Below are 13,388 nucleotides of genomic sequence, written 5' to 3' on the forward strand. Positions count from 1 at the left end.
GTCGATGCCGACCGCGATGTAGGCGGGCCTGTTCTGCACCAGTGTTTGTCGCGCACCTTGACCATGACCGCGTCGAGGAACACCACTGAATCGCCGGTTCCAGGGGAGGGTCTGCCAGGCCTTGGCCTCGTCCATCACTTGGGATGGCAGTCCGGGAGATCTGCTCGTGGGACGACTCGGTGCCGTGTACCTACCTGAGGTGGTGCAGGACGTCGCGGACGCTCATGCCATACGCGTACAGGTGCGTAGGCCAGGTCCGGAGTCAGCTCGGCCTCCAGACCCCGCTCCGGCACCGGGTTGACCAACTGCCCGCTTGGCTGGCCGCTGGCGGGTCCTGCGCCGCACAGCCAAAAGCCCCTTTCGGATCGGCGACCTGGTCACAGCCGCCCTGCCAATCACCATCCTCGAACGACAAAATCGCCGAGATCACTCGACTGTCGAAACCCGCCCCCGCACCAGCCACCCGCCGAACGGCAGCTTCACCAGCGCCACCGCCGCCACCAGCATCGGGCACCTCGCTCGGCTTCGAGACCGAGCACCGCAACGTCGCCGCCCGCTACATCGGGATCGCGCTGCTGTTCGCGCTGGCCGCCGGCGGCGCCTCCAAAATCGTCGGGGCGCTTCAAAGTTACACCCGATCCAGAATTAATCATCAGTTTCAAACTGCTGGCCAGTCACCCTTAATCACCTTTCAGGCATCATCGGCCCCGGATCTAACGAGAAATGTTTAGCATCGATGAAATTACATTCAACTCAACCAAGCCAGTGATCCTCAACCACACCAGAGACGGGAGTTCAGAAAACTGCCGAATCATGTGCTCGGCACCAGTGGGCCAATTTTTTCCGGTCGACGGAAGGTAAGAAATAGAGATTTCATCGACAATAGAGGATCCATCGCTCAACGCAGCTGAGTTAGTGATAGACAGAAAGCGAATACCTGCAAGTCGTATGGCCACCTCTTCTGTTCCGGCATTTTTTGCCAGCACGATCCGGCACTGCTCCTCCGAGCCTGCCATATAAGCGAATTCCTCAAAAAATTCATTCACATACCCGACCAAAGCGAAATGGGCTTCCTCGCAGGCGGAACGAAGTTCTGCGGTCACCTAACATTCAATCCTTTCTCCTGTGTCGTGCGAATCCGTCCTCTCACCATCCGGCGTCCACCTCTGAGTCCTATTTTTCGTGTTCGGCCCCATGTCGATAACGGATGTGCGCACGACGCGACCGTTCACCATCTCGATGTGGACACTACTACCATCTGGAGCATCATATCTGACCCACTTACCACTCCCCGCCATGTACTTCAGTTCTAGCCCACCGCGCTCCAGTATGTCGTGTGCCTTAGTTTGCGTCAGCCCCTCCAGGGACGGAATTCGAGCGGCTACAGGGCGATCATCTCTGCCGTCGTTGTGAACAAGCGCTGACGTTTCACCCACAAGCACGTGGAAGGTATGAATGTCTCCAATAGAGAGGTTGTAGACCCGCTGGTGGCGAGCAGTCCGGTGCTCAGTGGCGGTGATCTGGATGTAGGTGCCGGCGCTGGTGCGGAGCCACATGCCTGGCTTGAGGTCGGCGGCCTGCACCCAGGCATTGATTTCGCCAGCGACCCAGAAGGGGTGAGTGTCGGTGGCGATGAGTACGCCACTGTTGGAAAATTCGGTAGCGATGACCTTGGTGGTGGCGTGCGGTGGTTCGTTGCCGCTTGCACGGAAGCGGCGGGGGGCATCGGTGTTGATGGTGATTCGGACGAGGTCTTTGTCGCCCTTGCTGGTGATGGTGGCGATGACGGGTTTGTCTTCGGTGCGTCCGGTCTTGGGGTCGGTTGCAATGACCTTGTCGCCGGTTTCAAGGTCCTCGATGCGCTTGTGGCTCCCATCGGCCATGAGGACGGGTGTGCCGGGGACGAAGCTGCTGCTGCATATCCCTAGACGCCTTTTCGACTTGGCAACGAGTGCTCCGTTAGCCCTTCCCTTGCGCGAACCGCTGCGCCCACCTCCCGAACCAACAAAAAGCCCGGCATTCAGAATTGAAAATGCGGCTAGAAATTTCGTATATCCGTCTTGTAGGCATTCGTCTATTTCTCTACAGGTGTTGAGTGCTGCTTGAAGTTCAACCGCGTATAGGTAGTCGGGGTCCTTGATGACGAGCCCGTTAGTCATTTGACCGTAAAGGTTCCAGAAAAGTTTCCTAAAACGCTTTTCTTCGAGATGTTTAGGAATGGTGATACCTGAGGCTCCGATGGTGCGGCGCCCAATCGAGCTCCTGCTGCTTCCTGCGTCACTGTCACCGCTTCTCGCGACTCTACGACCACGAGGATTGTAGACGTCGTAACCGCCCTTGTTGTTTGGTCGGCGGTCCACGCCATCACCGTTGAAGCACTCCACACCTTCGGGAGTTCTGCGGCACATTCTGCCGTCGGGGTCAGCGTTGGTGATGGGGTTGTTATTGGCATAGGTATAGCCGTTCATCTGTTGAGGGTCAGCTTGGTCCATGAGTGGGTCGATGGAGATGAAGCGGCCTGTTTGCGAATCGTACTCGCGTGCGCCGAGGTGGGTGAGGCCGATGGGGTCTTGGGTGCCGCCGACAAAGCCCTTATCGCTCGGCCAGGTTGCGTCCTCGTCGAGGGCGCGAATGGCGCCGAAGGGGTCGAAGCGTCGGATGGTGATTTGTTGGGTGTTCGCGTTGATGGCGACCTGGGCGGTGCCTTGGTGGTCGCTGGTCAGGTAGGTGACGGTGCCGTCGGAGGTGCGCATTGCCACCGTTTGGCCGGCGAAGGTGTAGTAGCGGGTGCCGGTGGCGGTGGTGGCGCCGGACATGGCGCGGAGTTCGGTGCCGTCGGGCATGTAGAGAGTGGTGCCGGTGGGATCTTTGCGGATGAGGCGGTTGCCGTCGGCGTCGTAGATGTAGTTGGTGGTGGCGCCGTTCTCGGTGACCTTGGTGAGTTCGCCTTCGGTGTCCCAGTCGAGGGTTTGACCTTGGCCGGGCGGGCTGGTGCCGATGGTGCGGGTGGTGGTGTTGCCGGTGGCGTCGTAGGCGTAGGTGTCGGTGCGGGCGCCGTCGCCGCCGGTCTGCACCATGGTGTTGAGGCGGTTGCCGTCCCCGGGGTCGGCGTAGGTGTAGGTGCGTGTGGTGTTGGTTTCGCCGCCGATGCCGTGCAGGGTCTGGGTTTTGCGGTTGCCGGCGGTGTCGTAGGTGAAGGTGTGCCAGTACGGTGCCGGTCCGCCGATCATCGAGGTGGTGGGTTCGGTGGTGCAGGGGTCGGAGGTGCTCTGAGTCCAGGCTTGGGTGAGGCGTTGCAGGTGGTCGTAGGTGAAGCATTGGTTGTCGACGCCGTCGCGGGAGGTGTCGGTGATGGAGGTGATGGTTCCGGCGTCGGTGTAGTGGTAGCTGGCGTGGCGGTCGGCACCGCCTATTGCCGCGCGGTAGGTGCGGGCGGTGGCCAGCCGCTGGGTGCCCTTCTCGTAGGTGAAGGTCTGCCAGGCTTGTTTGCTGGGGTCTGTCCCGTATTCGAGGAGGGTGGGTTTGCCGGTGGGAGTGTATTGGGCGGTGTTGATGTAGGGGGTCTTGCCGGTCAGTCCGGTGGGGCGCTGCCAGGTGTCGTAGGAGTGGATGATGCTTTCGCCGGGGAGTCCTCCGACCGCGGGGCTGGTCTTTCCCTTGATGGTGCCGTCGGCGTTGTAGCTGGCGGAGAAGGGATAGGTTCCGGCGAGTGGGCCTTGGGATCCGGGAATGGTGAGGGTTGTGGTTTCGGGGCGGCCAAGGGTGTCGTATCTGTAGACGCCGTTGGTGTAGTCGCCGTCGGGGGTGTGGCGGGTTGCTGAGGCGAGTTTGCCTTTGCCGCGGATGCTGGTGTCGTAAGTCCAGGAGGCCAGGACCGGGCCGTCTGCCGAGCCGTCGTGGGTGGCGGTTTTGCGGCCTTGCCCGTCGTAATCGGTGAAGATTTTTTTGTCGCGGGCGTCGGTTGTGGAGGTGACCTGGTCGAGTTCGTTGTAGGTGAAGGTGGTGGCGCCCTTGTCAGGGTCGGTGGTCTGGATCTTGCGGCCGCGTAGGTCGTAAGTGCTGGTGAAAGTGTTGCCGGATGGGTCTGTTACAGAGGCGATCTCCCCGGCCGGGGTGTAGGCGTAAGTGGTGGCGTCGTAGTCACCGGTGGGGGTGGCGGCCTTGTACTGGCGGCGTTGGATGATCTGGCCGTGGGCGTCGGTGATCTCGGCGGTGGCGATGCCGCCGGCGGGTGGGATCGTGGCGGTGCGGTTGCCGCCGCCGTAGTCGTAGGTGGTGCGCCACAGCTCGCTGTCGGGTTGTTCGCCGTTCTCGGTGGTCAGGCGTTCGACGGTTTTACGACCCAACCCGTCGTACTCGGTGTGGGCCTGGGTCTCGATTTGGCCGGGATTGTAGACGCCGAACAGGGTGGCTTCGGGGGCTCCGGTGGCGGTGTAGGGAGCGTAGGTGGTGGTTACCTGGCCGCGGTTGTCGTAGAAGGTGTCGGAGATCAGCCTGCCGTCCGGTCCGGGTACCTGGATCTGCCGGGTGCGCAGATGGCCGTCGAGCAGTTCGATTTGGGCGAGTTTTTGGCTGCCGTCGGCGTCGAGGGTCTGGGTGGTGACCGCGACGATCTGGCCGTCGGTGACCTGGTAGGAGTATTCGTAGTTGGGGGCGTGGATGGCTTTGCGGCGGTCGGGTAGCCATACCTTCTGCAGGCGTCCGAGGGGGTCGTAGGTCAGGTCGGTGCGCAGGTTGTTGTTGGAGACGTCCAGTGCGGTGACCGGCAGGCCCCATGCCGGGTCGAGGTGCTTGGTGCTGGTCAGCGAGGTGGAGGTGTCTGCCGGGTTGGCGGGTGGCCCGGTGGTGGTTACCTGCGTGGTGAGGCCTTGGGTGTCGGTATAGGCGATGGTGGTGATGTGGCCGGCGGCGTTGGTGGCTCGCGTCGGTCGCCCATGGGTGTCGTAGCGGATTTCTGCCTGGGTCGCGTAGGTGGGGGTGGTGCCGTTGTGGGACGCGATCTTGTCTGTTTTGGTTACGTTTCCGATGGTCGGTCCGTCGTCGAAGGCGCCGTTGTCGTAGTAGGTGCGGGTGTCGGATACGACGTGGGTGGTCCGGTCGGGTGTGGTGGCGCAGTTGACGGCGACGGTTTCGACGCGGGAGGGGTAGTTCACCATCCAGGCGGCGGTGTTGTCGGCGTAGTAGGTGCGGGTGCATTTGTCGTCGGCGCTGGTGGTGAGGTCACCTAGGTCGTCCACCATGGTGACTCGGCCAGTGCCGTGGCCTGAGGGCTGGTAGGTGTTGTCGGTTTTGGTCTGGGTCCAGCCGCCGCCGTCTTTGGCGGTCCAGGTCTGGGCGGTGTCGATGGCGGTGATGTTGGCGTTGGTGGTGCCCCACGATCGTGTCCGTGACGCGGTCTGGATTTTCCAGGGGGTGTTGACGGTTTTGGAGTGGACGGTGCCGCCGGGGTTTTCGTAGGTGACGGTTTTGAGGGTGAATCCTGCATAGGCGGCGTGGTCGGTGTGGGTGCCGCCTTCTCCGTCTGGGACGGTGACCGACTTGGTGCCGCCGTCCTTAGTCTTGCGGTCTCCGTCCCTCCCGCGCAGGTAGAACGTGTCGGTTTGGGTGGCGGGGTCGTTGTAGTCGCCGGTGAAGGTGCGGACTTGCCCGTACCCGCGCCATTGCGACCAGGTCTTGTTCTTCTGTTTGGTCAGCCCGTCATCATCGTCGAAGTGCCAGGCGGCACCGCCCAGGTATTGATATTTGGTGACCATTTCCGGTGAACCACCGGTGCGGTCGGACTGCATCACGCTGGTCACCACGTATTTGTGGAACCAGTCGGTGATCGGATTTTCGTGACCGGGCGGTGTCCAGATCACCGGCATACACCGGGTGGTGTTGGTCTCCGGTGTGGGAAGGTCCGACGGCGAGCAGCTGGCCTCGGGTTCGGTATAGCTGATGTCGATCTGCCCGCCGGATTCGTCCTGGATGGCGCCGACCCGGTAGCGGACGTAGCGCAGGATGTCGTCGCCGGTCCTGTCCAGCCGGTTGGGCAGCTGCACCGGGGTGAAGGTCACCTTCGGCAACGTGACCTTCGTCCCGTCGGCTGCGTGGCCAGTGTGCTGGATGTTGATCAGCAGTAGGTCGCGTTCGATGTCGGCCAGGCCCCAGTCGTGGGTGAGTGCCCAGGAGTCCACCGGCCGGTATCCCGACGCGTCCGGCTTCAGGATCTGGGTGGTGACCTGGGTGAGGCGCTTGCGGGACCAGAATGTCGGTGCGAGGGTGCCGTGGGTGTCCTCGCATTTTTGGCCGGAATTGCAGTTCAGGTCCCAGGGGACGTCCCACCACTTGTCAGGGTTGCTGCCGATCTTGGACGGGTCGCAGTCGAAGGTGGCAGTAGGGATGCAGCGTTCGGAGGTAGCGAAGCTGACCTGAGCGGGCGCCTTGGCGAACAGGCTGTCCTTGCGCATCCCGTAGGAGATGGTCTTCAGGTATCCGCCGCGGACGTAGGGGGTTTCGTCTTCGGCCTTGAGGTTGCGGCCGTAGTGGTTGGTCTCTTTGGCGTAGCTGTAGACGATGGCGTTGCCGGCGGGGTCGACGACGTAGTCCAGGTTCCACCGGTATGCCTGCTGGCACCAAGAGTCGGCGAACGCGGGTTTGTGGCAGGGTTCGTCGTCGTCATCGCCCGAGCCATTAGCGTCATCGCCGTAGACCGGGGTGGTCCAGGTGGAATCGGTCTCAGGTTTATCCAACTCCCAGCCGGGCACGCGGTTGAGGCCGAAGTAGTACTGGACGCCGTCGGTCGTGGTGACCTTCCAGTACTCCCCGTCGTTGTCGCCGTTGCCGGTGGACGAGTTGGTGAGCTTTTCGAACTTGGTGCCGTCGTCGGCCTTCATTCGCCAGGTGCCGTCGGCGGCCTTGATCAGTTCGCCGCCCTTGCCGTTCCAGGTGACGGTGGCGTTGTCGTAGCCCCAGCACAGGTCGCCTGGCGAGTTTCCCCACTCGTCCTTGGGGGCACCGTCGTCCTCGCACGATTTGTAGCGCCGCTCGATGTAGCCGGGCCACAGATCGAACCCCTCCCCGACCCAGGAGGGTTGTCCGTTGGTGTTGGAGGTCTTGCCGTCCACGCTGCCGGAGGAATAGCTGATGGACACGCTGGGGGTGAGACCGCCGGGAACTGGCGGAACGCGCATCGGGTAGGACCAGGTGAAGTCACCGCCGTGCCCACCGGCCTGCCAGGTCGCCGACGCCTCCAGCGAGGTCGCCTTATAGTCACCCTGCGGCCCCGACGCCCCGGCCGCCGCGACCAACAGGGTTCCTACTGACTGCCCAGCCGCAGATGCGGTACCCGATGAGGTGGTAGCGGGCGCTGCGGTCACCTGGGCGGTGAGAGTCTGCTCGCCGCTGTTGTTGACTGCCTTCAACGGAGCGGCCAGACGGCACTCAGGTTTGCTGGGAGTGCTGAGCGCGCAGGCGGGCATCTGGTAGAGGCGCAGCCGTGACCCGTAGGCGCCGCCGAATGCTTGCGCAAACTGTGAGTAGTCCAGTTCCACCCCGACTTGGCCGGCATTGGGCTTGTCGGTGCGGGCCACGGTGAACGCCAGCCCGTTCAAGTCGGCTCTCGCGGCGGCCGCGCGGTCCAGAATCGATAGCCGCACCTTCCCCGCGGCCTCCAGCTCGCCACGCGCCGCAGGTTTCTTGGCGGGCAGCACCCGCAGCGGCAGCGAACCGGCGCGCACCGCTGGCCTGGATTCGGCTGGCAGTGAGACCTCGCTGGTGCCGGGGTCGGGCCAGGTGACCTTGGCCGGCGGTCCTGGTTTCAAGGTCGGCTTCTTGCGGGGCCGAACCTTCAGATCACGGCCTTTGACCGGATCCTCGTGATCTTTGACAGTCGGGCGCTGAGAGCCGGGATCCGCGAGCGCGGGCGGCGTGGCTGACAGCAGCTCCGCGGCAAGTGTCACGGCCATGACCGCGGCGACCGCGCGTGCCGTCCGGGGGCGGGACAGCACCAGTGTCTTGCGGCCTGTTCTCACGGCATCCTCCTGCGCCCACGCGCCTGCTCCGACCCCGAGACCTTCGTCGGGGCACCAATCCGTCGATGTGCTGGGATCGGCGGCAGACACTTACGCATTGAGGCCGAAGCGTCTGCCGCGCCATGGGTGGGGTGTCTAGGGTCCGTCGTCGGTGTCGAGCTCGATCGCTTGTCCGAGCTGGACGATTTGGGTGCGGCTCAGGACGCCCCGGTACAGCCAGACGTCGTCCAGGGCCGCGGGCCAGAAGTGGGTGCCCGCGCCGTTGCCGCCGAAGGCGTTACGTCCGGCCTGCAAGCCGCCTGCGGCCTTGAAGGGGCGGACGTCTCCTTCTTCGGAGTCCCCGTCGGAGCCGTTGACGGTGGAGCCGTTGATGTAGAGGCTCATCGTCCGGTTCGTTGCGTCGTAGACGATGGTGATGTGGTCCCAGTCGTCTTCGGTGTACGCGGAGTTGCTGGTCAGACGCTGCGGCTTGGACGGGTCAGTAGCGGGGAGGTCGGCGTTGTTCATCTCCAACTGCCAGGTGCCCAGGTATTCCGGCTCGGTCGCGTCCGGGACATACCGCAGAGCGAACGCGTTGGTTTGGGTACCTGGGAGGGAAAACACCGTGGCAGTGGTCTGGGGGCGCTGCATGTTCTGCACCCACCCGGTGAGGGTGAAGCTCTCATCGGTGGAGATCAGCGGCGAGTCGGCCGCTGGATCGGCCGGGTCGGCCTCGGCATAAGCGCCCAGCCCGTCCAGTTGCAGTCCCGCAGGCGATATGAAGGGGCCCTTGAACCCGGCACCGGCCGAGATGGCCGCTGCGTTGCGCAGCTTCAGCGGCGGGGCCGCCCCGCCGTCGTGGACCTCGCCGGGGCTGAGTCCGTCGGTGGCGGCGTTCAACTTCCAGCGGGCCTTCAGGACCGGGGCCTGCTGGTACAGGTTGGTGATCTCGGGGCCGGAGAGGATCCGGTCATAGACCTGCACGTCGTCGACCATGCCGGGCCAGTGGTCGGCGGGGTTGCCCAGCCACTTGCTACGCCCGATCTGAAATCCGCCGGTGGCGTTCCAGGCCGCGGGCACCACCGGGCTCTCAGCGCCGCGGTCACCATTGACGTAGATCTGCAGCCGGTTGGTCTGGTCGTACACCCCCACCAGATGGGTCCAGGTGTTCAACTCCGCGGGGTTCTTCGACACCGCCTGGTAGGCGCCTGTCTCGGCGGAGTCGGACTTCACCATCGACAGCACCCACTTGTTCAGCGCGCCGTCGTACTTGAGGTAGAAGCCGCTCTTGCTCGTGCCGTCCTGGCTGAGGACGGTCCTGGTGACGCCGGCTTGGGTGAGCCGCACCCACACCGACACCGCGAATTGCTTACTGGTGTCCACGATGGGTGTCCCTGTCCCTGCGTGACCGGTACCGTCCAAGGTCAGGGCCGTTTCGACCTGGCCCTGCTGACCGAAACTGGTACCGCCGTGCAGGTCCGCGGTGATCGGTGGGTCACCGTCCCGGGTCTGGGCGGTCGCGGTCGTGGAACCGGCGCCCTCATCGAGGGGGAAGCGGGCTTTGGCCGGGGTTCCCTCATTGGCCAGGAAGTTGATGCTCGCGGCTGCAGAGTTCTGCCCGGAGGGGGCGAACGCCACCACGGTCACGGAGTTGGGGCCGTACTGATTCGGGGCCAGCGTGATCGTTCGTGCGGCTCCGTCGGTGGTGGCCACCGACATGACCGGCACGTTGTTGAGTCTGATGTCGTACCGGTTGGCGACCCCTTCGGGGTCGGTGATGGTGAAGGAGCCCGCCTGGCCTACACCGCCGTGCCACTGATCATCGTCGGGATAGTCGGTGGAGGTGATGGTCGGGGCCGGCTTGGACGGGTCGTAGATGAAATAGCAGGCCGGTGCCGCTCCGGTCGACGACCAGGGGCCGTACTGCTCACCGTCCCAGGCTCGCGCGTGCCAGCCGATCAGCGTCTTCTGCGGGATCGTATCCGGCATCGTGGTGCGGCGCTGCGTCCCCGATCTGGCCGCCGGGGCGATCCGTCCCGACGACCAGCGCTGGACGAAGCCGCTGCCGTCGCCGGTGTCCCAGTGGGATGCGAACTCCGGCTGCACCTTGTTGGCGTCCTCGTCGTCGGGGTCCCAGAAATACCCGGACAGGGTGGGGACTCTGTTGATGACGACAGGGTCGTTCTGTGGTGCGCACAACCCGCCGGGCGTGGTGGCCATCGACTTGTAATTGACGGTGTAAGGCGGATTGTTGTACTGGATCGTCAGGTAGGCGTCGTCGGCGAACCGTTTCCACCAGTCCATCGTCGCTTCGCTGTAGGCTTTCAACCCGAACGTGATGTCGCTGTACCCCTTGTTCAAGGCCGACTGCACATGAGAGCGCAGCAGCGACCCGCCGAACTCCACCGGCGTCCTCGAGCAGAACGCCACATCACGTGAGATCAGATGCTCGCCCCAAGCGCCGCCGTTGCTCCACGACCCGGCGGTGTTGTTCCAGGTCGCATACGACTTCAGCTGCAAAGTGCGCCACAACTGGATCGACGTCGGGCTATTGCAGTTGAATGCGCCGGTCTCAAACGCGGTGAACTCCACCGCCTGGACGTAGCGGCCCTTCAGCGACGGCAGGGGCACCTTGTAGAACAGCCGCTTGGTCTGGTTCTTGACGCAGTTGCCGTCCTTGGCGACCTCACAACGCCCGACACCCTCGGTCGCCTTGCCCTTGAACTTGTAGTACGACTCACTCGGATATCCCGACGACACCATCCCCCACGCCGAAGCCTTATGCGCACCCCACACCGGGTCGATGTACACCGGGAACGTGGTGTCCGCCGCCGTCAGCAAACCTTGATCGGGCGTCAAGGTGAGCTTCCCCCCGGAGACCTCGACATTGACCGGCGCGGTCTTGGCACCCTCAGCAGGCCCCTGACCGGTGTCCATCGCCGATGCCTGCGGAGTGGTCGCCGTCGAAGAACCCTGGGCGCCGGCCGGCGCCCTGGTGGAATCCCACATCACCGGCGACGGCGCATCGAACACCCCCATCCCCGCCGACGTCTTGGCGATCAGCACCCCGCTGTCCGGCTCCTGCGTCACCGACAACCCCGGGGCCGACAACGGCAACGCCAACTCAGCCAGCCGCGGATCCTTGGCCGCCTCGGCGGTCTTGACCACCACGGTGTGCGCAAACCCGTCCGCCTCGGCCCGCAACTGCAAATCGACGTCCGCACCCAGCACACCCTCGTAGGTGGCGGTATCCCCGTCGAGAGTCGGCTCGGGAAGGGGCTGCGGCCACGTCAACGCCAACTTGCGCCCAGCCCGCGTCATCTGCACCATCGGGCCATTGCCCCCGCCAGAGAACTTCAGGGCGACCGTGGTCACAGCCGGCACGACATCAGCGCCCGAGCGGTGCAACCCGGTATCGATCTCGGCCCATCCCCCGTCCTGGCGAGCGCGAATCGGCCGGATACGCTGCTCCACCTCCATCCGCCCATCCGGCAGCGCCCGCACCGTGCGGCTCTCACCCCGCCCGGCCAACACCTCCACCGGCTCACCCGACTGCCGAGCCGCCTTAAGCGCCTGCTCCTCGGTCGCCGCCGCCTTGGGCAGCTGCTCATCAGCACGCGCCACCGGCGCCACGGCCAGGCTCGGAACCTGCAGCAATGCGGCGGCCATCAAGACCGAAAAGGCGCCAGCCGACCAGGCTGAACGCCGCAATAGCAGCGACCCAGACCCGGGTGTACGACGCACAGCAATGACGGCACGACGGCCCATAAAAACCCCAAGGGCATAAGGGGCGGATAAATCTCCCTTAAGGTAAACAGCTAGTTAGCTTTCGTAAAGATGTCAGATGATCTTCGTTTTGTGATCCATATCACTACCACTTCTTGTAGTCCGACATCACCTCATGAGCGTCATGCCTGATCCGAGATCAGATGTTCATGACAATCAGCCATGCCTTGCTTGCACAGGGCAGCCATCCAAGCGCGGAGAGGTCGGTCCACTACACCTGGTAGTCACCGGGTGTAAGTATCTGGAGGGATCGACCGTCGCCCACGGCAACATGCGCAAATGCAGCCCAAGCTTGGCAGTTACAGCGACTTCTCTCGGCGGCATCATGAGCCGGTATCGGGAGTGCCTGAAAGTCTCGGAAATGCGGTGATCAGCCTTCAGTTCAGGTGAAGCGGTCACCGTCTTGCAAACAACAGCGCATTGAGCGAGGCCTCCATCCGGGGTTTGCCGGTCACGTTGGGCTGCTTTTTGTGCGGGGGTGCGGATGCCCCAGGTAGAGCACTGGAGCGCGCCCTGCTCGGTGGGGAAACGCCCACGTCGGCGGGCGACCAGGCGGAGCCGGGCGTTGAGGCTCGCGATCGGTTGGTGGTGTAGATGACCTTACGGATCTGCGATGAAACGCCGGGAACGACACGAACGTCGACCGGGAGTCCCGCTACAGCCGGGGTGATCGTCGGATAGCGGTCGTCCAGTCGGTTTCGCGAACCCGCAACCCGCTGTTCGGACGCCACGCACTGCTGGATGGTGACTCTGGCCAGTTCTCCTCGGCCGCCTCCGACAGATGGATCAGCACCTCCTGCCGACCGGGGTGTCGGCAAGCCACCGCTCGTAGCACCGGCTTCCGGCACGAACCCCGAACCGTGCCCTATCGGACCAGCCCTTCACGGAATATGTGCCAGAGCCAGGATTCGCCCATCGTTGACAGTCTCCGAGTTCGCAGTCGTCGGCCCGGACAGGGAACCTCGAGACCGCGTGCGCCGATGTCAACGGCCACGCAGCCCATGACCGTCATCACGGTTCTCGGTCGAGCGTAAGCAGCTGAAACGGGTTGCGCTCGACCGAGAACGCTGACGCCGAGCGGGCCAACGAGGTTCTCAAGACGGCCAGTGCAGCTTCCGTCACCGAACTCGGCCGGCCAGGACGACGCGGTCACGATGATCGACCGTCTGGGTGACCGCTTCGGAAATTCACGAAGCGTACGAATCTGAGGGCGGTGACTCCCCTGCTGGCTCCCGAGGCTGCGAAGCGGTCATCGGGAACGCGCGAGGTTGCGCCGTGGATGACGCTCTGACCTGTGGAAACTTGGGGTGGGCGATACTGGGTTCGAACCAGTGACCTCTTCGGTGTGAAAACGGTTGGACAGCCCGGCAGCGAAGGCCGTCCAGACATCAGCCCAGGTCAGAAGCCCACCTTCCGCTCCAGTGGCAACAGTCCAAGGAAGATCAAGTCACTTCTGATCTCCCACGATTCACGCTCCTCGCTCTTGACGACCAGCTACCGTGGGTTACCGTCGGCCCGTCAACATGCTCAATCCCAGGCATCCGAGGCGCAAGAGTGACATACCGTCCACACAGGTAGATGAATGCCTGCATACGACGCCAAGCCGGCGCG

3 protein-coding genes are annotated in these 13,388 nt (G+C 63.8%); all 3 read right to left on the reverse strand.

Features of this window, described 5'->3' with window-relative positions; all coding sequences use genetic code 11:
* Nucleotides 1-713: 713 nt before the first annotated feature.
* A complete protein-coding gene (locus tag IEZ03_RS16605; RefSeq protein WP_184883530.1) occupies nucleotides 714-1,103 on the reverse strand; it encodes a hypothetical protein in 390 nt (129 codons plus the stop codon).
* Nucleotides 1,104-8,012 (reverse strand): polymorphic toxin-type HINT domain-containing protein, encoded by a 6,909-nt coding sequence (locus IEZ03_RS38575; RefSeq protein WP_184883529.1) that lies wholly within the window; start codon nucleotides 8,010-8,012, stop codon nucleotides 1,104-1,106.
* Nucleotides 8,013-8,147: 135 nt separating this feature from the next.
* A complete protein-coding gene (locus IEZ03_RS16615; protein ID WP_184883527.1) occupies nucleotides 8,148-11,660 on the reverse strand; it encodes a LamG domain-containing protein in 3,513 nt (1,170 codons plus the stop codon).
* Nucleotides 11,661-13,388: the final 1,728 nt, after the last annotated feature.

This window comes from Actinomadura livida (assembly GCF_014648675.1).
GTDB lineage: Bacteria > Actinomycetota > Actinomycetes > Streptosporangiales > Streptosporangiaceae > Spirillospora > Spirillospora livida.

What these genes read in the sequence shown, in the direction of transcription:
- IEZ03_RS16615 (WP_184883527.1), bottom strand. Translation starts at nt 11,660, where the DNA reads ATGGCCGCCGCATTGCTGCAGGTTCCGAGCCTGGCCGTGGCGCCGGTG.